This window comes from Streptomyces sp. NTD107 (assembly GCF_059510435.1).
In genome coordinates this window covers 18,027-41,067 of record NZ_JCAJZV010000019.1, presented here as the reverse complement: position 1 = coordinate 41,067, position 23,041 = coordinate 18,027, and the positions used below count along the sequence as shown (strand labels likewise).

Here is a 23,041-nt window from a genome sequence, read left to right as displayed (position 1 = left end):
AGCTCAGTGCTGCGGGGAGCGGCTGGTGGTGGAGGTGGTGGGGAGGGAGGTGAGGTCGGCCGCGCCGGCGTCGGCGGCGGCGTCGGAGGGCTCGCCGGCCTCGGCGCCGGCCACGGATTCGAGCGGGGCGGCGGAGCTGCGGCCCAGCGGGGCCTCGGCGGGTGCGGTCTTCCGCATGGTGACGGTGGGGTGGGCGGCGGCGCCGGTGGCGGTGTACGCCTGGGCGTCGTCCCCGGTCTCTTCGAACAGGTCGCCGGTGGTGTGGTTGCCGGTGGGCGGGGCGGGCGGCAGCACCGGGGGGATGTCGGGCAGCACCCGGGCCAGGGCGCGGCCCAGCGCGTCGAAGAACGGCAGCAGCGGGGTGCCGGTCACGTACACCCGGCCGTGCCGGTCGGCGAGCAGCCGCCGTACGTGGCCGCGGCCGGGGCCGGAGACGATGACGCGCGGCGGGGCGGTCCCGGGCGCGGCGTCGGGGGCGGGCGGTGCGGAGAGTTCGGCGGGCAGCGGGTCGGGAAGTTCGGCGGCGATCAGCACCGGACCGAGTCCGAAGCGGGGTTCGGTCTCCTTGGCGGTGCGGTAGGCGTTGCGCACCGGTGGGCCCTGGTAGCCGCGGTGGACGCCCTCGGCGACGGTGACCAGGCCGGCGGGCAGCCGGGTGTCCAGCTGGGCGGCGATCGCCGGCAGCAGGGCGGCGGCGGCGCGCTGGTCGCCCTCGATGGCGAACTGCTGCGGCCCGGTGGCCATGTCGAGGAAGACCGCCCGGCCGCTGCCGTCCTCGGAGACGCCGAGCGAGACGATGACGGGGCGTACCGCGTCGGCCTCGGGGGAGACGGCGGGGAGTTCGGCGCGGTCGATGGTCCAGGTGCCGGGCTCGTGGGCGTCCGAGAGGAGGACGGTCACCTCGTGGTCGTCGACGAGCGCGGCGTACGGGCGGGCCGGGGCGGCCTCCAGGTGGGCGCGGATCAGGGCGCGTTCGGCGTCGCGCCAGGTGAGCGGGGAGCCGAGGTGGTGGATCAGCCGGCGCAGCCGGCGCCGGTGCTGGAACCAGGCCCGGATGGGGGCGGTGAAGGCGTTGCGGGTGACGGCGAGTTCGCGCTTGAGCCGGGCCCAGGCGGCGGACCAGCCGCCGAACCGGAAGGCGATGGCGCGGATGATGAGGAAGACGATGAGCAGCGCGCCGAGGATGCCGAAGATCTTGAAGATCGTGTCGCGGTGCTGACTGAAGAAGACGAAGGGGTCAGTGTTTCTCATGCCGCGCGCATCTCCTGTCGCATCTCCTGCCGCATTGCCCGAAGAGCGTAGTGCGTGCGCGACTTGATGGTGCCCTGCGGGACGCCGATGGCTCGGGCGGCTTCGGCGCGGGACCGGTCGCACAGATGCACCTGTACGAGGACTTCGCGGTGTTCTGGGGTGAGGCGGGCGAGCGCGCCGTGCACCAGGTGCCGGTTGACGACGGTGTCGGCGACATCGGTGTCGGTGCTGCGATGCAGGATGGGGGTGGGGATCACCCCCATGGGGACGGCGCGTTCGCGGCGGTGCGCGTCGACGGCGAGGTTGCGGGCGACGGTGTACAGCCAGGCGACGAGGCGGTCCTCGTCGTGGCGGGCGTCGGTGTCGTCCGGCTCGTCGGGCCTGTCCGCCGCCTCGGCCGCTTCCGTTGCCTCGGCTGTTTCCGCCGGGTCGGCCGCGCCGGGCAGCGCCGACTGCTGGACGGCCAGCCGCCATACGCGGAGCATGGTTTCCTGCACGATGTCCTCAGCGCGGTGGGGGTCACCCAGGGTCAGCCTGTTCACATAGCGCAGCAGCCGGGTGCGGTACCTGGTACTGAGCCGGTGCAGCAATTCACCGGGATCGCGTGGGGCGGTACGCATGGGTCTGCTCCATCCTCAGCGTCTGGGCGTGGAGAGCGTATTCATGATGGGACCCATATTTCTCCAAACTACGGGGAAAATATCAGCCGTACAGCTCAGATGTAGCTCAGATTTTTGTTGACCGATACCTCCACGGTTTGCGCACGGGCGCCCGTCGGGCGCATTCGGGCGCCCATCGGGGCCGCCGCGTCGACGGATGGGGGGAAAGGGCAGGTCACGGGGGCAACGGCGGTGCCCGCTCGGTCGGCTTGCCGGGCCCGTTCCGGCGGTTGTCGGGCCGCCGGGGGGCGCGGCTTTCACCACGCCCCGGGAAACCTCACGCGTGACGGTCGAGCAGAAATGCAAGAAGGTTACGAAATTCCCTCGCGTGGCCGGGGGAGAGCGGTACGGACCGCAGATAGCGGGTGGCGATCGCCAGTTGCCGGTCCGCCTCCGCGAGGGTGGCGGCGCGCCCGCCGGCCGCCTCGATGAGGGCGGCGGCCTCGGCCGGCCCGGTGCCGGCGGCGAGCAGCGTGGCCAGCGCGCGGGAGCGGGCGTGGCCGTGCGGCGCGGTGGAGCCGGCCAGCGCGGTGAGCACGGGCAGGGTCTTCTTGCCCCGGCGCAGATCGCCGTACACCGGCTTTCCGGTACGGGCCGGGTCGCCCCAGATGCCGAGCACGTCGTCGATGGCCTGGAAGGCCACCCCGGCGTGCCGGCCGGCCCGGCGCAGCGCCTCGACGGTACGGGGCGGTGCGCCGCCGAGCACGGCGCCGAGCGCGGTGGCGCAGCCGAACAGCGCGCCGGTCTTGCGGTCCGCCATCTGCCGGTACTCGTGCGGGGTGACGGCGTTCGGCCCGTACCAGGGGCGCTGCTCGAACTGGAGGTCCTCGGCCTGGCCGCGCACCAGGTCCTTGAGTGCGGTGATGAGGTGCCGGACGGCGGTGCCGGCGTGCGGGTTGCCGGAGTCGGCGAGGGTTTCCAGGGCGAGGGTGTAGAGCGCGTCGCCGGTGAGGACGGCCGGGCCGGTACCGAACGCCTTCCACACGGTGGGGCGCTGCCGGCGGCGTTCGTCGCCGTCCATGATGTCGTCGTGGACGAGGGAGAAGGTGTGCACCAGCTCCACGGCCACGGCGCCGGGTACGGCGGTGGCCGGGTCGGCGCCGACGGCTTCGGCGGCGAGCAGGGTGAGGGCGGGGCGCAAGCCCTTGCCGCCGCTGGTGTGGGTGGCCATCTCCCGCAGCCAGGGGTGGAGTTGGTGCACCGCCCGGTCCAGGGCGGGGGCGGTACGGGCGCGGGCGCGGGCGAGGGCGTCGGCGGGGCCGGTGGTGGCCGGCCCGGTGGTGGGGGTGAGTTCCCGGATCATGTGGCGGCCCCGGCTCGGGTGGGGGTGGGGGTGGGGGTGGAAGGCGGGGTGGGAAGTTCGGCGAGCGCCTTGTCGGTCATGTCGGCGGCGTGATGCAGTCCGATCCGCCGGAAGAGGGCGCGCAGCTCGTGCAGTTCGGCGGCGGTCTCGGCCGGGTCGCGCTGCCCGAGCCGGTGCAGGGTCTTGGCCAGCCCGAGCCGGCACAGCGCCTGGCCGCGCGCCTCGTCGATGGCGCGGAACTCGGCGAGCGTCTCCTCGTACCCCCGCTTGGCCTGCCGGTAACGGCGGGCGCGGAAGAGGATGTTGGCGCGCATCTTGTGGTTGTAGGCGAGCGCGGAGGTGAGGTTCATCCGGCGGCAGGTGCGTTCGGCCCGCTCCAGGATGGCCAGCGCGCGGTCGGCGTCGCCGTCGCGGACCGAGATGATGTCGGCGATGCCGCGCTGGGCCCAGGCCCAGCCGCGCCGGTCGTCGGCGCCGCGGGCGATGTCGGCGGCCTCCTCGAAGAGGGCGAGCGCGCGGTCGAAGTCGCCGGTGTTGCGGTGGATCTGGGCGATCCCCTCCAGCGCCCAGACCGTGTGCCGGGCTTCGCCGCGCTTGCGGGCCTCGGCGAGGAGTTGTTCGTGCAGCCGGCCAACGGCCTGATAGTCGCCTTGTATGCGACCGGTTTCGGCCAGGCCGGCGAGTGAGTAGCCGCGGGCGACGACATCGTCGCCGCGCTTGCCGAGGTCGGCGGCGAGGGTGAGCAGCCGGCGGGCGAGCGGGAGCGCGCCGCGCTGGCGGGCGAGGGTGCCGCCGCTCCACACCGCCCAGGCCATGGCGCCGAGGTCACCGGCCTCGCGGGCGGCGCGGTAGCTGGCCTTCCAGGCGGCGTCCGCCTCCGCGACCTGCCCGAGCCGGCGCCGCGCCTCGGCGACGGCGAGCCCGGCACGGGCCACTTCGCGCAGATCTCCGCTTGCTTCGGCGGCGCGCTGCTGCTCGGTGGCCTCGCGCAGCACATCGGTGAGGGAGGAGTTGACCGACAGGGTGTTGAGCGCGCCCTGATATTCGGGCGCGAACGCTTTGGCGTACATGCAGGCCGACTATACACCAGGTGTATACTCAGTATGTATAGCCGTTGTGGTGCTCTGATACGTCAGACGCGCCGGAGCCGGGATCGGCTCCGGCGCGTCGGCCGGATCACGGGTTCAGCACCGCAACTTCACCGAAGCTGCCCGATCACCACCTGGGCCTGATGACGCAGCGCCGCCCGCGCGCCGTCCGAAACGGAGCGCTTCGACGCCCGGTCCAGCTGCCGTACGAACGACTCCAGGGCAGCCACCGTGGCGCGTGCGTCGCCGTGCCGCTCCCACTGGACCCTGGCCACGGTGAGCGGCACCGTCAGCAGCGCGCCGGTCAGCCGGTCGACGTCCCCGGCGCGTACGAACCCGTCGAGCGACGCCGCGAGCGCCGCCACCCCGCCCGGCGTGTAGTAGTCCGGCACCGGGACATCCGCCCAGTCGGTGTCGGAGGCGAAGTAGAAGCCGGGGTGGGAGGGCTGGTTGTAGGTGGTCTGCTGCCGCGCCACCTCCACCCGGTACTGCGGGTCGTGCATGAGTGTGTACAGCTTGCGGTCGGTGACCTCCGTACTCGTGTAGATCCGGATCGCCGAACTGTCGGCCGTCCGTACCAGCAACTCCTCGCGCCAGTCGCCGAAGATGTCGGCGACCAGGGACGGGGTGCCCTTGGTGTGGTTGTTGGTCAGCGTCCCGGTGGCGGTGAGCAGCCGGCCGCGCTGCCAGTCCTCGATGGTGGGCGTGACATCGATCGCGCCGTCCACGATCTGTGTCGTCATGTCGGCGGACCAGCGGATGCTCATATTGGTGCCCGGGGTGCGCGAGCCGAGCGACTGCCCGGTGGCGCTCCACAGTCCGACACCGGAACCCCACGTCTCCAGACCGGGGAGGCTCGGGTCGATGTCGCCGATCATGCCGCGCCCGGTGTCCACCCCGCTGTAACCGCCGTACAGCACCTCGCCGGTGGCGGCGTCGCGCAGGGCGTAACCGTACGGGGCCCACGGGCCGCCCTCGTGCACGGTGTAGATCTCCAGGCCGGGGCGGGACGGGTCGATGTCCGCGACGTGCATCGCGTCGCCGTGGCCGAGCTTCACGTACTCGCCGGGGACGTTGGACTGCGGCGGACCGAAGTCGTACGAGCTGTAGAGCAGGCTGCCGTCGTGGTCGAGGGTGGCCGAACCGTAGACGATCTCCTGCTTGCCGTCGCCGTCCACATCCGCGACGGAGAGGGAATGGAAGCCCTGGGTGGTGAGGGTGCCGTACTCGGGGTCGGTGCCCTCCACGCCGTGCGGGCTGTCGTTGAAGGGGTTGGACATCGGGGCCCAGCCGCTGTCCACGTACCAGTCCTCGGTGAGCCTGCGGCCGTCCCAGCGATAGGCGACGAGGGTGGTGCGGGTGTAGTACCCGCGGGCGAACACGGCGGACGGATGCTGCCCGTCGAGATAGGCCACCCCGCTGAGGAAGCGGTCGACGCGGTTCCCCGGCTCGATGCGGTTCATGGCGTAGTCGCCCCACATGAGCCCGTCGTCGTGGCGCCCCGGCTTGTACGGGATGGTCTGCAACTCGGCGCCGGTCAGCCCGTCGAAGACGGTCAGATACTCCGGCCCGTCCACGATGAACCCCTCGAAGGTACGCAGCCGGTTGTTGCCGCTGCGGGAGGGCGCGTACACATCGATGAAGTAGTCGGACAGCGCGGTGGCATCGGCGGCGGACAGCGGGTACGCGTACCGGTTGTCGATGCCGAGCGCCTCCTCGACGGTGGCCGGCCAGTTGCCGGCGACGACCTCCGGGTGCTCGTGCCAGCCCGCGAAGATGCCGGCGAGGTGCGCGGCGTAGTCGTCGGCGCTGAGCCGGTAGTCGTCACCGTGCCCGTACCCGGCGCGTACGTCGGCGCGCGGCATGGTGATGTACTGGGTCGAGGCGGGCCGGCCGTCCTTCCCGTACCGGGTGATCCTGGTGCCGGGCGCGGTCTTGAACATCATCTCGGCGCGGCCGTCGCCGTCGAAGTCGTAGACCAGGAACTGGGTGTAGTGCGCCCCGGCCCGGATGTTGACGCCGAGATCGATGCGGTGCAGCAGGGTGCCGTCGAAGCGGTAGGTGTCGATGTAGACATTGCCGGTGTAGCCGACCTGGGAGACATCCTTGGAGTTGGACGGGTCCCACTTCACGATGAACTCGTACTGGCCGTCGCCGTCCACGTCGCCGACGCTCATGTCGTTGGCGCGGTACGTGTACGCCTCGCCGGCCGGGGTCACGCCGTCGGCGGGTTTGCGGAGCGGGAGGTCGTAGTAGCCGTCGGACCAGGGGGAGACGGCGTCGCTGAGATCGACCTGGGTGCCGCCGACGAGGGCGGCCACCCGGTAGGCGGCGCCGTCCCGCCCGTCGGGATCGAGGAAGTTCGTGCTGTCGGTGACCGTGGCGATGGCCTTCCCGTCCCGGTACACCCGGAAGTCCGCCCCGGTCATGCCGCCTTCGCCGGCCCCGGTGACCTCGTGGCCGAGCAGCCGCCAGCTGAGGAACACCCCCTCGTCGGTGGCGACGGCCACCAGGCCCCGGTCCAGCTCCTCCAGTTGCGGGCCGGAGGGCGAGGGCGGCGCGGCCGGCGCGGTCGGTGTGGCCTGCGCCGGGGCGGCGCCGACCGCGCCGACCAGCAGCCCGCCGACGAGGGCCGCCGCCAGGGCGGCGGCGCGCGTTCTTCCGTACGGTCTCATGGGAACGTCCTTCCACGACCGATTGAATCGACTCAATAAACGGCCGCGACGCTACGGCGCCCCCTTCACACCGTCAACCCTTCGCACACAGAAGGCCAGAACCTCAACCAAAGGCGCGCAGCGGATCCACCCCCTGCGTCCACCACACCCCCAGCCGCTGGCGCACCACCAGCCACCCGCCGTCCGGGTCCCGGCGGAACTCCCACTCGTACGGACCCCCCATGGCGTACGGGTCCTGGCCGGCACCGGCACCGGCGCCACCCACGGCGACGAACCACATGTACCCCGTCCCCGTGGCCCGGTCCCCCGCCACCTCGACCCGCATGTTGAGGATGTGATGCTGCATCGCCACGTACGGCGCCTCCGCCGCCTCCACCCGCGCCCGGATCGCGTCGCGCCCGTGAATCTCCCCCCACGGCCCGAACTCCAGCACCGCCTCCGGCGCCCAACAGGCCGTCCACGCCGCCCAGTCCTTACGATCCAGCGCCCACCACCCCCGCATCATCAGCGCCCGCACATCCTCCTTGTCCTCAAGAACCCGCAGCCGGTGATCAAGATCGGTCACTGAACACTCCCCACCGGCCGCACGACGATCTCATTGACATCAACCTCCGGCGGCTGGGCGACGGCGTACCCGATCGCGTCCGCGACGGCCGAAGCCGGCAACGCCACCGCCCGGTACGCCCTCATGGCCGCCCGGGCCACCGGATCGGAAATGCCGTCCGCCAGCTCCGACTCGGTCACCCCCGGCGAGACCAGCGTGACCCGGACGCTCCCGGCGGACTCCTGACGCAGCCCCTCGGAGATCGCCCGGACCGCGAACTTGGTCGCGCAGTACACGGCGGCCGTCGGTGACACCTCGTACGCGCCGACCGAGGCTACGTTCACCACATGCCCGCCACCGCCCTGCTCCCGCATCACCGGCAACACGGCGGCGATACCGTGCAGCACGCCGCGCACATTCACATCGATCATGCGATCCCACTCATCGGTGCGCAGCGCGTCGAGCGGCGAAAGCGGCATCACCCCGGCGTTGTTGACCAGCACATCCACCCGTCCGAACCGCTCCCGGCCGGCGGCCACGAACGCCCGCACACTGCCGGCATCCGTCACATCGAGCGGCACGAACGCGGCGGATCCGCCGGCCGCCGAGATCTCGCCGGCCAGCGCGGCAAGCCGGTCGCGACGCCGCGCACCGAGAAACACCCGATGCCCATCACCGGCGAGCCGCCGGGCGGTCGCCTCCCCGATCCCGCTGCTGGCCCCGGTGACGAGTACCACCTTGGTCCCCTCCGACATGGAAACTCCCTTCGCAGTCACTCAACCGAGCCTGACCCCACCGCCGCAGGCCGGCCAGGACGGGCGCCGACCGGGTACCGCACACCCAGGCGGGATCCATCGGACCGGCCCTAGCCTGGACCGCATGACCGACAACCACCTGGGAGAGTTCCTGCGCGCACGCCGCGCCGGCCTGCGACCGCAGGACGTCGGCATGATGAGTTACGGCCCACGCAGAGTCCCCGGACTGCGCCGCGAGGAGGTCGCCGTGCTGGCCGGGATGAACGCGGACTACTACACCCGGCTGGAACAGGGCCGCGAACGCCACCCCTCCACCCAGGTACTCGACGCCCTCGCCCGCGCCCTGCGCCTGGACCCCGACGCCCACACCCACCTGCACCGACTGGCCGGCACCACCCCGGCCCACCGGTTCCCCCGCACCACGGACCGGGTCAGCCCGGCCCTGCGCCAACTGATGGACGGCTCCCCGGGCACCCCGGCATTCGTCATCAACCGCACCCTGGACGTACTGGCGGCCAACGCCCTGGCCCGGGCCCTGCACTCACCGTTCGGGCAACTCGACAACCTGGCCCGCATGACCTTCCTCGACCCGGCCGGCCGGACGTTCTACACCGACTGGGCCACCACGGCCCGCACCACGGTGGCCCACCTGCGCCAGGCGGCAGGACTGGACCCGGACGACCCCCGGCTGCCCGAACTGGTCGGCACCCTCACCGAACACAGCCCGGACTTCAGCCGCCTGTGGCACACCCACGAGGTAGCGGGCAAGACCCAGGCCGGCAAACACCTCCACCACCCGGACGTCGGCCCCCTGACCCTGACCTACCAAGCCTTCGACATCCGCGCCGCCCCCGGCCAGCAACTCATCACCTACCACCCCGAACCCACCACCCCCACGGCCGAGGCCCTCACCCTCCTCGGCACCCTCCACGCGACCTCGCTCAGCTGAGCGGGGCCGTGTGTGCCGAGGCGGTTGTTCGCTCCCACGCGGCCAGTCCCGACCGGGCACAACCCCGCCACGTTTGCGGGTGACCGACCCGCCGGCGGGGGCGGGGTGCGGCGCGCGGCAGCGGTGGCCGCACACCGGATGTGATTCCGTCGCCAGGACCCAGTGATCACAGACGAAGGACCGATTCGATCAGCGGGCAGGTATGTCTGTCAGTGTCCGGTCGGTATCGATCGGGGACAGTCACATCCTCCAGTGTCGCCGCAGGCCCCAGGTGCGTCTGAACGGCACCGCCGGGACGGCTTTCGACCGACCTGGCTGCCCTGGTTCAAACGGCAAGGCTCTTCACGTACTCCTCGAAGGGCACCGCGTGTTCCAGGGCGATCCGCTTCCATGCGCGATAGGGCGCCACATCGCCCTCGTACGTTTCGCGGTTGAGCTGTGTGCCATCCGGGCGGAAGGTGAGGTGAGCGATGCGCCTGTCGTCGAACAACCACCAGTCCTGGCCGGAAAGCGGCAATCCGTAGTCCTCGGCCGTCACATCCAGCACCCGGATATCCTCGCCGGCTGCGATGTTGCCGGGGATGCCCCAGGCGAACTGATACCGCTGGTAGTCGGTGAGCGGCTGACGTACAACACGGACTCGGCCGATACGTCTGCCCGATGCGATGAACTCACGTACCCGCTCGTGCCATCGCGCATTGTGCCCGGCCGGCTTGCCCTCATCCCGGAGGAAACGGGCGACGTTCTCCTGCTCCCGGGGCATGGTGTACGTGGGCTGCGCCTCGAACCGCCACGCCTCGTGCTCGAAGGCATCGAAGTAACTGCGCCAGTCGTCACTGTCCAAGAGCACGGACGGCCTCCCTCTGAACATCCTCGGGGATTTATACCAGCCCCTCGCCATCAGCCGCCCTGGTTCGACAAACGCTCGGGCAGCCGCGCACGTCGCGTCGACGGTACTTCGGCGATATTCGCGTTGTGGGGCAGAGCCGGAGTGTCCGGCGTGCCCGGTCTCATTCCGGAGAGGAAGGGGCCGCCATGGCGCGGTCCAGGATGGTGGAGAGGGCGTGCGGGTGGTCGGTTGAGGTCCATGCGGTCAGGGCCGCTTCGGTGCAGGCCAGGGCGGCGGCGATGATCGCGTGGGGGCGGGGGTCGGAGGTGTCGGCCGGGTCGGCTCCGAGGCGGCGGGCGATTTCGGGGCGGAGGAGTTCCTGCCAGCGGGTGTTCTTCTCCCGGTGCCGGGCGGCCAGCGACGGGGTGTTCACGATCAGGCGGGTGAGGCGCCGGGTGCGTTCGTCGTGGGCCTCGTACCGCTCGATCAGGACGTCGAGCGCGCGCCGCATGGCGGCCCAGGGCGCCTCGTCGGTGGGGCGGGCGGCGAGGGCGTCGCGCAGGCGTTCGCCGGCGTCGAGTGTTTCGCCGAAGAGGGCTTCTTCCTTGGAGGAGAAGTACCGGAAGAACGTGCTGCGGGAGATCTCGGCGGTGGCGCAGATGTCCTCGACCGTCGTTTCCTCGTAGCCGCGTTCGAGGACCAGGTCCTGGACGGCGGTCGCCACCTCGGCGCGCATGGCCTGCCGCGCTCGTGCCCGTGCGCCGCGCGCTGCCTGGTGGGAACTCATGGCGGAAGGGTACTCCAGTCCATTGGTGGTACTGTGTCTCACAAGTGAGATTGAGTCCCATGAAGGGTGAGGGCAATGAGCGAGAGCAAGGTGGTCGTCGTCACGGGCGCGAGCGACGGCATCGGGGCAGCCGCCGCGCGGCGGCTGCGCGCGGACGGGCACACCGTCGCCATCGTGGGCCGCTCGCCCGAGAAGACCCGCGCCGTGGCGGCGGAACTCAAAGTCGACAGCTACCTGGCCGACTTCACCCGCCTCGACGAGGTCGAGCGCCTCGCCGGCCAACTCCGCACCGCGTACCCCCGGATCGATGTGCTCGCCAACAACGCCGGCGGCGTGTTCGGCACCCGCACGAAGACCGTGGACGGCTTCGAGAAGACGTTCCAGGTGAACCACCTCGCGCCGTTCCTGCTCACCCGGCTGCTCCTGGACACGCTCATCGCCTCGCGCGCGTCCGTGTTGCAGACCTCCAGCACGGTGCGGTTCGCCAAGGAGATCCACCTGGACGACCTCGACCACGACGCCAACTACGACCCGGTGCACGCGTACGGGGCGTCGAAGCTGGAGAACATCCTGTTCACGACCGAACTTCACCGGCGCTACCACACCGCCGGCCTCTCGGCCGCCTCCTTCTACCCGGGCAATGTCTCCACGAACTTCGCCTCCGACACCACCAGCCCGATCATGCGGTTCGTCCGCTTCTTCGGTACGAAGCCGGTGATCCGGAACGTCCTGCTGTCCACGCCCGACCAGGGCGCCGACCAGATCGTGTGGCTCGCCGAAGGCAGCCCCGGAACCGACTGGGAGTCGGGCGCCTACTACTACAAGCGCAAGGCGTGTGCCCCGCGCAACGCGCAGGCCCTCGATCCCGGCCTCGCCCGCGGCCTGTGGGAACGCTCGGAGGAACTGCTCACCGGACGACTGTGAGCACCGCACGGCCACCGAAGTGTGGCGGGCGTCACAGCTGACGCATGTCACGGACGCGGGTGCTGCTTCCATCTCGTGGGCGTCAACGGACGGTGGGACGGAAGGCAGAAGTCATGAAGCATGTCGTGGTGCTGGGCGCCGGGTACGCGGGAATGTCCGCCGCGGTGCAGCTCGCCGCCCGGGGCGGGGAAGAGCTGCGGGTCACCGTCGTCAACGCGCGGGAGCGGTTCACCGAGCGGCTTCGGCTCCATCAGACCGGGACCGGCCAGCCGCTCGCCGAGCTGCGCATCCCGGAGCTGCTGGCGGGCACGGGCGCCGGGTTCGTACAGGGCTGGGTGACCGCCGTGGACGCCGACGCGCGGACCGTGCGGATCGATGACGACCGCGTCCTGTCGTACGACATCCTCGTGTACGCGCTGGGCAGCGTGGCCGACGCGGTGACGGTGCCCGGCGTCGAGGATCACGCGTACACCCTCAACACCGTCCAGGACGCCGAAGCGCTGGCCGCCCGGCTCGACCGGCTCGACCGGCAGCGGCACCGGGCGGCGCGACCCGGCGACGGCGGCACCGTCGTGGTGGCCGGGAGCGGCCTGACCGGGGTCGAGTCGGCCGCCGAGATCGCCGAGCGGCATCCGCGCCTGAAGGTGGTGCTGCTGGGGCGGGACGAGCCGGGCGCCGACCTGAACCCCAGGGCCCGCGCGCACCTGCTCGCCGCCCTGGACCGGCTGGGGGTGGTGGTGCGCCCCGGGACGGAGATCAGCAAGGTGGTGCCGGGCGCCGTCGAGTTGGCGGGCGGGGAACATCTCCCCGTCGACGCCGTCCTGTGGGCAAGTGGTACGCGGGTCCCGGCACTTGCCGGGGCGGCCGGGCCGGCCGTGGACGAGCGGGGGCGGATCGTCACCGATGCCGCGCTGCGCTCGGTGTCGCACCCCGAGGTGTACGCGGTGGGCGACGCCGCCGCGATCCGGCAGGGGTACGGGCTGCTGCACGGCACCTGCCAGAGCGGCATGCCCACCGGGGTGCACGCGGCGCTGTCGATCCTGCGCGAGCTGAAGGGCCGGCGCCCCAAGCCGTTCCGGTTCGGCTACTACCACACGCCGGTGAGCCTGGGACGGGGCGACGCCGTGGTGCAGTTCACCCGCCCCGACGGCAGCCCGCGCCGCCTCTGTCTGACAGGTTGGTTCGCGGCACGCTACAAGGAGACGGTGACTGCCGCACCCTGGCCGACGTTCGGCCGTATGAAGAAGATGCCCGCCTCCGGCGCGTTCTGGCCGCGTGGTGGCCGTTTCACGAAGGTGGTCCGATGAGCGGCGATCAGCACCAGGTGTTCGAGCGGTACCGCAAGCTGCTGTTCTCGGTGGCCTACCGGGTGCTGGGCAGCGCCGCCGATGCCGAGGACGTGGTGCAGGACGCCTGGCTCAAGTGGTCGGCCGCCGACCGCTCCCAGGTGGCCGATCCGAAGGCGTACCTGGCGCGGATCGTCACCAACCTCGCCCTGGAGCGGCTGCGTTCCACCCGGCATCAGCGGGAGACGTACGTCGGGCCCTGGCTGCCCGAGCCGGTCCTCACCACCTCCGACACGGCCGATGTCGTGCTCGACGCGGAGTCCGTCTCGATGGCCGTGCTCGTGGTGCTGGAGACGCTGAGCCCGCTGGAGCGCGCCGTGTTCGTCCTGCGCGAGGTCTTCGACTTCTCGCACGCCGAGATCGCGACGGCGGTGGAGCGGTCGGAGGCCGCGGTGCGGCAGGCCGCGCACCGGGCGCGGGAGCATGTACGGGCCCGGCGGCCCCGGTTCGCCGCCGACCGGTCGCGGCAGCGGGAGGTCACCGAGCGGTTCTTCGCAGCCGCCACCGGCGGGGACGTCAACGCGCTGATGGAACTGCTGTCCCCGGACGTCACGTTGTGGACGGACGGCGGCGGCAAGGTCCGGCAGGCGCTGCGGCCGGTGGTGGGTGCGCGGAAGGTGGCCACCTGGTTCGCGGCGATCACCCAGGTTTCCTACGAAGGTGTCGCGCCCGGCGAGATGAGCGCCGCCCTGGTGGGGATCAACGGCGGCCCCGGGGTGGTGTTCAGCGGCGCCGGCCGGGTGATGGCCACGCTCACCTTCGACTTCGACCCGGACGGGCGGATCACCGCGATCCACAACGTCGCCAACCCCGACAAGCTGCGCGCCGTCGCCGAGGGCACCCCGCGCGATCTCGGCCCGCGGCACTGATCCGGCGCTACGGTGCCCCCCCGTACCGGCGTCGGTCGGACCGTGATGACCGTCGCCGTGGGGAGGGCGTGGAACGGGGCCAGTTGGGCCGGGGTGGCGGCGGTGTCGGGGCCCGGGCGGTGACCGGGGGCTCGCCCAGCCTGCTGCTGTCCGCCAGGATGTACACCTCCGTGGAGCCGTCGACGCGCACCATGGTGGCGGACATGAGCCGCAGGATCACCCTGCCCGCTCGGTGACCGGGCCGAGGGCGGCGGCACGGTCCTCCGCCGCGTCCAGGACCCGGCGGATGTGGGAGAGGAGGACGGCCTGTTCCCCCGCGCTCAGCGGGGCGAGGAAGACCTTGTTCATCCGGGCGGTGCGCACGGTCAGCCGGCTGTGCGTCCGTTCGCCCTCCCCGGTGAGGCGGAGCAGCGAGCGCCGGCGGTCGTCCGGGTCGCGGACCTTGTCCAGCAGGCCGCGCCGGGTGAGGCGACTGACAACCTCGGCGATGGTGGAACGGTCCAGCCCCACCCGCTCCCCCACGGTCCGCTGGTCCAGGCCGGGTTCGGCCATGAGGCAGTTGAGAACGCCGAACTGCGGGGAGGTGATCTCCTCGGAGACCATCGTCGTCCACAGCAGATGGTGTGCCTGCTGGAGGCGCCGGGCCAGATGCCCGGGATGGGTGGTCAGATCCACCGCGGCCATGGCGTGCCTCCCGCTCATTCGTTGGCGCACTTGAACGGCCTTGAACGATACCCCCGGCCCCTCGGCGCCCGGTATTGACGCAGGAGGGTGCCGCTGTCAGCATGAGCGGTCGAAGGAAATGCTCAGTGCACTGACTAATTTCCCCGGCCCCCGCGCGATACGGAGATCCCCGCATGGACAAAGTGGTCGCCACCGCCGCCGAGGCGGTGGCCGATGTCCGGGACGGCGCCTCGCTCGCGGTCGGCGGCTTCGGCCTGTGCGGGGTGCCGAACGTCCTCATCCAGGCCCTGTACGAGCGGGGCGTGACGGACCTGCGCGTGGTGTCCAACAACTGCGGGGCGCTGGACTCCGGTCTGGCCGTGCTACTGGCGGCCCACCGCATCAGCCGCGTCACCGGCTCATACATCGGCGCCAACAAGGAGTTCGCCCGCCAGTACCTCGCCGGGGAACTGGAGGTGGAGCTGATCCCGCAGGGCACGCTCGCCGAGCGGCTGCGGGCCGGCGGCTGCGGCATACCCGGCTTCTACACCCCGGCGGGCGTCGGCACCCAGGTCGCCGAGGGCGGCCTGCCGTGGCGCTACGACGGACAGGGCGGCGTCGCCGTCGCCTCCCCACCCAAGGAGATACGGACGTTCGACGAGGCCGAGTACGTCCTGGAGCACGCCATCCGCGCCGACTTCGCGCTGGTCCGCGCCGCCCGGGGCGACCGGCACGGAAACCTCGTCTTCCACCGGTCGAGCCGGAACTTCAACCCGCTGGCGGCGATGGCCGGGCGGACCGCCGTCGCCGAGGTCGAGGAACTGGTGGAGCCGGGCGACATCGACCCGGACACCGTGCAACTGCCCGGCATCTTCGTCCAGCGGGTACTGGCCCTCACCCCGGAACAGGCCCGCGACAAGGGAATCGAACGGCGTACCACCGCCACCCCGGCGGCCCGGAAGGCGGCGGGCACCCGATGACCTGGACCCGGGAGCAGATGGCCGCGCGAGCCGCACGGGAGCTGCGGGACGGCCAGTACGTCAATCTCGGCATCGGACTCCCCACGCTGATCCCCGGCCATCTCCCCGAGGACGTCGAGGTCGTCCTCCACTCGGAGAACGGCGTCCTGGGCACCGGCCCCTACCCGGACGAGGACCGGATCGACCCCGACCTGATCAACGCCGGCAAGGAGACCGTGACCCTCCTCCCCGGCGCGTCCTGTTGTGACTCCGCGCTCTCCTTCGGGATGATCCGCGGCGGCCACATCGATGTCGCCGTCCTCGGCGCCCTCCAGGTCTCGGCCCGCGGCGATCTCGCCAACTGGGCCGTCCCCGGGAAGCTGATCACCGGCATCGGCGGCGCGATGGACCTGATCCACGGCGCCAGGACCGTCATCGTGACGATGACGCACACCGCCAAGGACGGCAGCCCGAAGATCGTGGAGGAGTGCACCCTGCCGCTGACCGGGCGGCGCTGCGTCAACCGGATCATCACCGAACTCGGCGTTCTGGACGTCACGGCGGCGGGGCTGACGCTCGTCGAGACCGCCCCGGAGGTGGACGTCGGGGAGATCCTGGCCAGAACCGCCGCCGCTGTCCACGTCCCCGCCGGCCACGAGCGGTGACCCGACCCGGAGGATTCCGATGGCACTCACCCAGTCCGACATCGACGCCGAGATCGCCGGCCTCCAGCACGCCTACGACGCCGAACTGGCCGCCGGCACCGCCCCACGCCACCACCCCGCCCGCGATTACCCCCCGTACCGCGGCACCCTGCTGCGCCACCCCCGCCAGCCGCTGGTCACCGTCAACGGCGGTGACCCGGAGGCGGTGGAACTGGCCGGGCCGGTCTTCGGCCCGACCGATGTCACCGAGACCGACAACGACCTCACCCGCCGGCACCCGGGCGAGCCCCTGGGGGAACGGATCACCGTCTCCGGGCGCCTGCTGGACCGCGCCGGACGGCCGGTGCGCGGCCAGCTCATCGAGCTGTGGCAGGCCAACGCCGCCGGCCGTTACGCCCATCAGGGCGACCGGCACCCGGCCCCGCTCGACCCGAACTTCACCGGCGCCGGCCGCACCCTCACCGACGACGACGGCCACTACACCTTCACCACCATCAAGCCCGGCGCCTATCCCTGGCGCAACCACAGCAACGCCTGGCGCCCGGCGCACCTCCACTTCTCCGTGTTCGGCACGGCGTTCACCCAACGCCTGGTGACACAGATGTACTTCCCCAACGACCCGCTGCTCGGGTACGACCCGATCCTGCGATCGGTCACCGACCGGGCCGCCCGCGACCGGCTGATCGCCGTCTACGACCACGGCCGCTCCCGGCCCGGACGGTCACTCGGCTACCGATGGGACATCGTCCTCGACGGCCCAGCCGCCACCTGGGCCGAGGAGGGCCGCTGATGTCCGCGCCCCGGCCCCCGCTGCCCACTCCTTCGCACACCGTCGGGCCGTTCTACGGGTACGCCCTGCCGTTCCCCGGCGGCGAACGGATCGCCCCGCCCGGCCACCCGGACCAGATCACCCTGCACGGCCAGGTGTTCGACGGCGCGGGCGTCCCGGTCCCGGACGCGATCCTGGAGTTCTGGCAGGCCGCACCGGACGGCTCGCGCACCGGCGCTCCGGGCTCCCTGCGCCGCGACGGCGTCGGCTTCACGGGATTCGGCCGGGTCGCCACCGACGCCGAAGGCCACTACGCCCTGTTCACCCTGGAACCCGGGAACAGCGGGCCGCCCTACCTCAGCGTCTGTGTCTTCGCCCGCGGTCTGCTCCACCACCTCTTCACCCGGGCGTATCTGCGCGACGGCAGCGATCCACTGCTCGACTCGCTCGCCGCGGAGCGCCGGGCCACCCTCCTCGCCCAGCCGGAGCGGCTGCGCGTCCACCGTTTCGACATCCGCCTCCAGGGGGAAGGCGAAACGGTCTTCCTGGAGTTCCCGTGACCGCCCCGGGGTCCGACGGCGGCCTGCTCGCCCCCGGACGGGCCGGCTCCCCGGCCGAGGCCGCGACCGGGGACCCGGCGGTGCTGCGGGCCCTGCTCGACGCGGAGTCCGCGCTCATCCGCGCCCAGGCGGCCCTGGGACAGGCCCCGGCCGAGGCGGCCCGCGCCGTCACCGCGGTGGCCGACGACGCGGGCGGCTTCGACATCCGCGCGCTGGCCCTGGCCGCCCGCTCGGGCGGCAACCCCGTCATCCCGCTGGTCGCCGAACTGACCGCCAAGGTCCCCGCACCGTACCGGCCCTACGTCCACCGGGGCGCGACCAGCCAGGACATCCTGGACACGGCCCTGATGCTGGTCGCCATCCGCGCGCTGGATCCGGCGCTGGCCGACCTCGCCCGCACGGAACGCGCGCTGGCCACGCTGGCCACCCGGCACCGGGACACCGTGCTGCCCGGCCGCACCCTCACCCAGCACGCGGTGCCCACCACCTTCGGCCTGAAGGCGGCCGGCTGGCGGTCACTGGTCCTGGACGCGCGTGATCGCGTTCTGCGGGTACGGGCGTCCCTGCCCGTCCAGCTCGGCGGCGCGGCGGGGACGCTGGCCGGGTACGAGGCGTACGGCGGCACCGGCACCGGGATACCACTGCTCGCCGCCTACGCCCAGGAGACCGGGCTGGTACGGCCGGTGCTGCCCTGGCACACGCTGCGCACCCCGGTCGCCGACCTCGCGGGCGTCCTGGCGTTCACCGCCGGGGCGCTGGGCAAGACGGCCGCCGATGTCCTCAGCCTCGCCCGCACCGAGATCGCCGAAATCGCGGAAGGGGCAGCGGGCACGGCCGGCGCCTCCTCCGCGATGCCGCACAAGACGAATCCGGTCCGTGCCACGCTCATCGCCGCGGCGGCGCGGCGCGCCCCGTACCTCGCCGCCGGCCTCCACGCCTCGATGGCGGCCGAGGACGAACGCCCGGCCGGCGCCTGGCACGCCGAGTGGGAGCCGCTGCGGGACCTGCTCCGGCTCGTCGGCGGCGCGGCCCGGGACGCCGCCGACCTCACCGGGGGACTGCGGATCGACGCCGGCGCCATGCGGGAACACCTGCGGCTGACCGGCGGGCTGATCGTCTCCGAACGGCTGGCCGCCGCCCTCGCCCCGGCGCTGGGACGGGCCGGGGCGGCGGACCTCATCCGCGAACTCGCCCTGCGCAGCCGCACCGAGCGGCGCGCCCTGTCCGACCTGCTCGCCGAGGAGCCCCGACTCCGGGGCGCGGGAATCGACGCCGCCGCCCTCGCCGCCCTCACCGACCCCACCCACTACCTCGGCGCGGCCCGGACCCTCACCGACCGTGCCCTGGAGCGCCGCTGACCCTTCGCCGGGAGACCTCACCATGCATGTGCCGCACCACCGCGCCGAGGGCCCGACCACCGCGCCCCCGCTGCTGCTCGGCCCCTCGCTCGGCACCTCCACCGCGCTGTGGGACGGGGTGGCACCCGAACTCTCCGTCACCCACCGGGTCATCCGCTGGGACCTGCCCGGGCACGGCGGTTCACCCGCCGGCCTGATCGGCCCCGGCGCCACGGTCGGCCGGCTGGCCGGACTCGTACTCGACCTCGCCGACTCCCTGGGCATCGGCCGCTTCGCCTACGCCGGGGTCTCCCTCGGCGGGGCGGTCGGGCTGCATCTCGCCGCCCACCACCCCGAGCGGGTGACTTCCCTCGCGGTGATCTGCTCCTCCGCGCACTTCGGGAACGCCGCGATGTGGCGGGAGCGGGCCGCCCTGGTACGCCGCGAAGGGCTCGGCGCGCTCGCCGACACCGCCGACTCCCGCTGGTTCACGGCGGGCTTCACCGTACCCGAGCTGGTGGCCGACCACCGTGCCGCCGACCCGGGGGCGTACGCCGCCTGCTGTGACGCGCTGGCCGCCTTCGACCTCACCGGGCGGCTCTCCGCCATCACCGCGCCCACCCTGCTCATCGCGGGCCGCGAGGACCCCGCGACACCCCCCGCCCAGCTGCGGGAGATCGCCGACGCCGTCCCGCAGGCCACCCTCACCGAGCTGCCCGGCGCCTCCCATCTGGCCCCGGCCCAGCGGCCCGGGGCCGTACTGGCGGCCCTGCGCGCCCACCTCACCGGGGACGACGGGGCGCGGCGGGGCATGGCGGTACGGCGACAGGTGCTCGGTGACGCGCACGTGGACCGCGCCCAGGCGGCGCAGACCGCGTTCACGGCGCCCTTCCAGGACCTCATCTCCCGTTACGCGTGGGGGGAGATCTGGACCGATCCGACCCTCTCGCGCCGCGAGCGGAGCATGGTGACGCTCACCGCCCTGGTGGCCCATCAGCACCACGAGGAACTGGCGCTGCATGTGCGGGCCGCCCTCCGCAACGGGCTGAGCCCGGAGGAGATCCGGGCGGTGCTGCTCCAGACCGCCGTCTACTGCGGTGTCCCGGCGGCGAACTCCGCGTTCGCGGTGGCGCGGCGGGTCCTGGCGGAGGAGGACGAGACGGGAGACGGGGCCGTGGCGTGAGCGCGGCGGTCACCGCGAGCGGGAGCGGCCGTGCCGCGCGGCGCGCTGGGCCGCCATCAGGACCGGGGCGTTGACCGCGCCGTGGCCGGCATAGCCGCCCACCCGCTGCACCACCTCGAAGAAGACCCGCGAGCCGAGCACTTCGGTGTACAGATGGAAGAACTCGCCCCGCTCGTCGCGGTCGTAGAGCACCCGGCAGGCGCGCATGGCGGCCAGCGTCTCCGGCTCCAGCTCCGGGCCCAGCCGGGCGTCGAGATCCTCGTAGTAGTTGTCCGAGACGGCGAGCAGCGGTGCGCCGCGCTCCAGCATCGCGCGGGCGCAGCCGAAGATGTCGTCGGTGGCGAAGGCGATGTGCTGCGGGTCGGGGACCCCGGGCACCCAGTCGCCCCGGCGCAGCACCGTCCCGTCCAGGACGATACGGACCCGCCGGGCCGGATCGCAGACCGCGCGGCTGCGCACCAGGCCGAACGGGGCCGCGTACTCGGCGTCGTGCTGGGGGTCCAGGCCCAGCAGCGAGCGGTAGAAGAGGGTGGCCTCGTCGAAGGAGTCGAAGGGCTGCGCCAGCGCGATGTGGTCGATCCGGGTCAGGCCGGCCGGCGCGGTGTGCCCGGTGCCGGTGAGGATGAAGTCGGCGAGCCAGCTGGTACGGTCCCCGGCGCCGGTGCGGCAGAAGAACACCGAGGTGGCGTCGGGGGCGGCGACCGCGGTCAGCTCCGCCTCGGCCGGTCCCGGGGTACGGGGCAGCGGGGGCGCCAGCAGTGCCCCGGCGCGCTGGGCGGAGCGGGTGGGGTCGGCGGTTTCGACCGCCAGCGCGCTGACCGCCGTACGGTCCCCCGGGCCGTGGTGGAGCAGGACGCGGGCGGCGTCCTGCTGCCACAGTTCCACCGGTTTGGAGCGGTGCTGTCCGAGGTGGGCGAAGCCCATGGCGGCGAGGGCCCGGGAGATCTCCGGGGCGGAGTCCCGGGTGACGGAGAGTTCGGCGAAGGCGTATCCGGCGAGTTCCGGCGCCGGTGGCGGGGCAGGCGCCGGTACCGGGCGCGGTCCCGGTGGGCGCGGCGCCAGTTGTTCCTCCAGGGCGATCAGCGAACGCATCGCGTCGATCGCCGCCCGGTCCGGGGCCGACTGGCGGAACACGTCGTTGAAGACCTCCAGGGACAGCGGCCCGGTGTAGCCGGCACGGAGCACATGACCGGTGAACGCGGGCAGGTCGAAGCTCCCCTGGCCGGGGAAGAGCCGGTAGTGCCTGCTCCACTGGAGCACGCCCATGTCCAGCCGGGGCGCGTCGGCCAGTTGCAGGAAGAACAGCTTCTCGGCCGGGAAGTCCGCGACACCCGCGATGTCCCCGCCCCGGGACAGTACGTGGAAGCTGTCCAGGCACAGGCCGAGCGCCGGGTGGTCGGCGCGCCGGACGATGGCGGCGGCGTGCTCCCAGGTGTGGACGAAACGGCCCCAGGCCAGCGCCTCGTAGGCCACCCGGAGGCCGTGCTCCCGCGCTCGCCGCGCCAGGGCGCGCAGTTGCCCGGCGGCGAGGTCGTCGTCGTCCACCGCGTCCGGCGAGACCGACGAGCACACCAGCACGGTGTCCGTACCCAGCCGGCGCATCACGTCGAACTTGCGCTCGGCGCGCCGCAGATTGCGCCGGAAGTGCTCCGGGCCGACCGCCTCGAAGTCCCGGAACGGCTGGTACAGATCGATGGAAAGGCCGCGTTCCTCGCAGTGGCTCCGGACCCGTTCGGGGGCCCAGGGCGAGGCGATGAGGTCGTTCTCGAAGATCTCGACCCCGTCGAATCCGGCGGCTGCCGCCGCGTCCAGCTTGTCCTCCAGCGTGCCGGACAGGCACACCGTGGCGATGGACCTGCGCATCTTCGCCGCCCTTCTCACTCGGCCGACGCGCGTACGGCGTCGTAGAGTTCACGCCGTTCGCCGGAGAGCGTGCGGGTGAAGTACTCCTCGGCCCGCCGGGAGAAGGCCGCCCGGTCCACGTCCTCGACCACGGTCGGGGTGCCCCGCTCCGCCCACTCGTCCAGGATGTCGGCCTCGTCGCTCTCGACGCACGCGCGGTTGGCGGTCCTGGCGTCGGCGAGCGCCGTGCGCAGCGCCTCCTGCTGTCCGGCGGAGAGTTCCTGCCAGCGGTTCTCGTTGATGACGATCAGCTGGGAGCCGGTCTGGTGGCCGGAGAGGCTGACATGGCTCTGCACCTCGTCGAGGCTCAGCTCCGAGATGGTGGGGATGGGGTTCTCCTGGCCGTCGACGATGCCCTGTTGCAGGCTCAGATAGACCTCCTCGAAGGCGACGGCGGTGGCGTTCGCCCCCAGCGCCCTGGCGTTCTCCAGATAGACCGCGGAGTCGGGGAAGCGGATCCGCAGGCCGGAGAGGTCGCCCGGCTCCCTGATGGCCCGGTTGGCGGAGAAGTGCCGCATGCCGAAGTACCACACGTCGAGCACCCGGGCGCCGGTCGCCTCGGCGAAGTCCTCCTTCAGCGCCTCGCCGGTGGGGCTGTCGAAGAACGCGAAGAGGTGGTCGGGACCGTCGAAGGCGTACGCCATGTCGAAGACGCCGACCGGGTCGTACGCCTGGGCGAGGGCCGAGGAGCCCTGCACATCCATGTCGATGTCGCCCTCCATCAGGGAGGTGAACCGGGAGGAGTCGTCGCCCAGCTCGCTGTTGGGGAAGGTCTGGATGTCGAGGCCGAGTTCCTGGCCGTTGACATCGTCGGCCACCGCCTGGATGCCGCACCGGGTGTGCGGGTGGTGGGTGGTGTAGCTGTTGGTGAAGGACAGCGTGACGGTGTCGCCGGCGGTGCCGCCGCCACCGGCCGCGACGCAGCCGGCGGCCAGGACGGTGGTGGCGGCCAGGACGGCCGTGATCCGGATGCGGTGTGCGGTGCTCTGCACGGGGGTTCCTCTCGGCGTTGAGTGGATGGGGT

At 72.4% G+C, this 23,041-nt stretch carries 22 protein-coding genes; 10 read left to right on the top strand and 12 right to left on the bottom strand.

All coding sequences use genetic code 11. From position 1 onward, the window contains the following. Positions 1–3: 3 nt before the first annotated feature. The 7 genes from AC5WRL_RS26300 to AC5WRL_RS26270 form a co-directional block, all read right to left on the bottom strand. The gene (locus tag AC5WRL_RS26300) at positions 4–1,251 is read right to left on the bottom strand and encodes a hypothetical protein (protein ID WP_496091160.1); all 1,248 of its coding nucleotides are present in this window, start codon (positions 1,249–1,251) and stop codon (positions 4–6) included. Continuing rightward, on the bottom strand, positions 1,248–1,871 hold the full coding sequence (locus tag AC5WRL_RS26295) for a sigma-70 family RNA polymerase sigma factor (RefSeq protein ID WP_496091159.1): 624 nt from the start codon (positions 1,869–1,871) through the stop codon (positions 1,248–1,250). The genes AC5WRL_RS26300 and AC5WRL_RS26295 overlap by 4 nt, the downstream gene beginning before the upstream one ends. A 316-nt stretch (positions 1,872–2,187) precedes the next feature. Further along, positions 2,188–3,213: a polyprenyl synthetase family protein gene (locus AC5WRL_RS26290; RefSeq protein ID WP_496091158.1), complete on the bottom strand. Its 1,026-nt coding sequence runs from the start codon at positions 3,211–3,213 to the stop codon at positions 2,188–2,190. Beyond that, positions 3,210–4,283, bottom strand: coding sequence for a tetratricopeptide repeat protein (locus AC5WRL_RS26285; RefSeq protein ID WP_496091157.1), 1,074 nt, complete (start codon positions 4,281–4,283; stop codon positions 3,210–3,212). Before AC5WRL_RS26285 ends, AC5WRL_RS26290 begins: the two co-directional genes overlap by 4 nt. Before the next feature lie 128 nt (positions 4,284–4,411). Further along, positions 4,412–6,976 (bottom strand): rhamnogalacturonan lyase, encoded by a 2,565-nt coding sequence (locus AC5WRL_RS26280; RefSeq protein ID WP_496091156.1) that lies wholly within the window; start codon positions 6,974–6,976, stop codon positions 4,412–4,414. Positions 6,977–7,079: 103 nt separating this feature from the next. Beyond that, complete coding sequence (locus tag AC5WRL_RS26275) at positions 7,080–7,541, bottom strand: nuclear transport factor 2 family protein (RefSeq protein ID WP_496091155.1); 462 nt, start codon at positions 7,539–7,541, stop codon at positions 7,080–7,082. Beyond that, a complete protein-coding gene (locus AC5WRL_RS26270; RefSeq protein WP_496091154.1) occupies positions 7,538–8,275 on the bottom strand; it encodes an SDR family oxidoreductase in 738 nt (245 codons plus the stop codon). Before AC5WRL_RS26270 ends, AC5WRL_RS26275 begins: the two co-directional genes overlap by 4 nt. A gap of 124 nt (positions 8,276–8,399) precedes the next feature. Between AC5WRL_RS26270 and AC5WRL_RS26265 the strand changes: the two genes are divergently transcribed. Next, the gene (locus tag AC5WRL_RS26265; protein WP_496091153.1) at positions 8,400–9,224 is read left to right on the top strand and encodes a helix-turn-helix transcriptional regulator; all 825 of its coding nucleotides are present in this window, start codon (positions 8,400–8,402) and stop codon (positions 9,222–9,224) included. A gap of 325 nt (positions 9,225–9,549) precedes the next feature. On the opposite strand, the gene AC5WRL_RS26260 is transcribed toward AC5WRL_RS26265, so the two are convergent. Further along, the gene (locus AC5WRL_RS26260) at positions 9,550–10,074 is read right to left on the bottom strand and encodes a DUF6879 family protein (RefSeq protein ID WP_496091152.1); all 525 of its coding nucleotides are present in this window, start codon (positions 10,072–10,074) and stop codon (positions 9,550–9,552) included. A 160-nt stretch (positions 10,075–10,234) separates the two neighbouring features. Beyond that, a complete protein-coding gene (locus AC5WRL_RS26255; RefSeq protein WP_496091151.1) occupies positions 10,235–10,840 on the bottom strand; it encodes an acyl-CoA-like ligand-binding transcription factor in 606 nt (201 codons plus the stop codon). 75 nt (positions 10,841–10,915) lie between these two features. On the opposite strand from AC5WRL_RS26255, the gene AC5WRL_RS26250 reads away from it, so the two are divergent. The 3 genes from AC5WRL_RS26250 to AC5WRL_RS26240 all read left to right on the top strand — a co-directional run bounded on the left by AC5WRL_RS26250 (position 10,916) and on the right by AC5WRL_RS26240 (position 13,979). Then, positions 10,916–11,764 (top strand): SDR family NAD(P)-dependent oxidoreductase, encoded by an 849-nt coding sequence (locus AC5WRL_RS26250; protein ID WP_496091150.1) that lies wholly within the window; start codon positions 10,916–10,918, stop codon positions 11,762–11,764. Between the two features lie 113 nt (positions 11,765–11,877). Next, positions 11,878–13,071: an NAD(P)/FAD-dependent oxidoreductase gene (locus AC5WRL_RS26245; protein ID WP_496091149.1), complete on the top strand. Its 1,194-nt coding sequence runs from the start codon at positions 11,878–11,880 to the stop codon at positions 13,069–13,071. Next, positions 13,068–13,979 (top strand): RNA polymerase sigma-70 factor, encoded by a 912-nt coding sequence (locus AC5WRL_RS26240; RefSeq protein WP_496091148.1) that lies wholly within the window; start codon positions 13,068–13,070, stop codon positions 13,977–13,979. The genes AC5WRL_RS26245 and AC5WRL_RS26240 overlap by 4 nt, the downstream gene beginning before the upstream one ends. A gap of 216 nt (positions 13,980–14,195) precedes the next feature. Here AC5WRL_RS26240 and AC5WRL_RS26235 read toward each other — a convergent pair whose 3' ends face one another. Next, positions 14,196–14,663 carry a MarR family winged helix-turn-helix transcriptional regulator gene (locus AC5WRL_RS26235; RefSeq protein WP_496091147.1) on the bottom strand — a complete coding sequence of 156 codons (468 nt, stop codon included), beginning with the start codon at positions 14,661–14,663 and terminating at the stop codon, positions 14,196–14,198. 173 nt (positions 14,664–14,836) lie between these two features. Between AC5WRL_RS26235 and AC5WRL_RS26230 the strand changes: the two genes are divergently transcribed. From AC5WRL_RS26230 to pcaDC, 6 genes are read left to right on the top strand one after another with little or no spacing between them, the layout of a single operon-like run. Beyond that, positions 14,837–15,622 carry a CoA transferase subunit A gene (locus AC5WRL_RS26230; RefSeq protein ID WP_496091146.1) on the top strand — a complete coding sequence of 262 codons (786 nt, stop codon included), beginning with the start codon at positions 14,837–14,839 and terminating at the stop codon, positions 15,620–15,622. Then, positions 15,619–16,266: a CoA transferase subunit B gene (locus AC5WRL_RS26225; protein WP_496091145.1), complete on the top strand. Its 648-nt coding sequence runs from the start codon at positions 15,619–15,621 to the stop codon at positions 16,264–16,266. The genes AC5WRL_RS26230 and AC5WRL_RS26225 overlap by 4 nt, the downstream gene beginning before the upstream one ends. A gap of 19 nt (positions 16,267–16,285) precedes the next feature. Then, positions 16,286–17,056, top strand: a complete 771-nt coding sequence (pcaH, locus tag AC5WRL_RS26220) for a protocatechuate 3,4-dioxygenase subunit beta (RefSeq protein WP_496091144.1) — start codon at positions 16,286–16,288, stop codon at positions 17,054–17,056. Then, positions 17,056–17,595: a protocatechuate 3,4-dioxygenase subunit alpha gene (pcaG, locus tag AC5WRL_RS26215; protein ID WP_496091143.1), complete on the top strand. Its 540-nt coding sequence runs from the start codon at positions 17,056–17,058 to the stop codon at positions 17,593–17,595. The genes pcaH and pcaG overlap by 1 nt, the downstream gene beginning before the upstream one ends. Next, positions 17,592–18,953, top strand: coding sequence for a 3-carboxy-cis,cis-muconate cycloisomerase (gene pcaB / locus AC5WRL_RS26210; protein ID WP_496091142.1), 1,362 nt, complete (start codon positions 17,592–17,594; stop codon positions 18,951–18,953). Before pcaG ends, pcaB begins: the two co-directional genes overlap by 4 nt. A gap of 22 nt (positions 18,954–18,975) precedes the next feature. After that, positions 18,976–20,115, top strand: coding sequence for a bifunctional 3-oxoadipate enol-lactonase/4-carboxymuconolactone decarboxylase PcaDC (gene pcaDC, locus AC5WRL_RS26205; RefSeq protein ID WP_496091141.1), 1,140 nt, complete (start codon positions 18,976–18,978; stop codon positions 20,113–20,115). Between the two features lie 9 nt (positions 20,116–20,124). Here the strand turns inward: pcaDC and AC5WRL_RS26200 are convergent, their stop codons facing one another. Both AC5WRL_RS26200 and AC5WRL_RS26195 read right to left on the bottom strand, forming a co-directional pair. Then, the gene (locus tag AC5WRL_RS26200) at positions 20,125–21,978 is read right to left on the bottom strand and encodes a bifunctional sugar phosphate isomerase/epimerase/4-hydroxyphenylpyruvate dioxygenase family protein (RefSeq protein WP_496091140.1); all 1,854 of its coding nucleotides are present in this window, start codon (positions 21,976–21,978) and stop codon (positions 20,125–20,127) included. 14 nt (positions 21,979–21,992) lie between these two features. Next, positions 21,993–23,009, bottom strand: a complete 1,017-nt coding sequence (locus AC5WRL_RS26195; RefSeq protein WP_496091139.1) for a DctP family TRAP transporter solute-binding subunit — start codon at positions 23,007–23,009, stop codon at positions 21,993–21,995. Between the last annotated feature and the right edge of the window lie 32 nt (positions 23,010–23,041).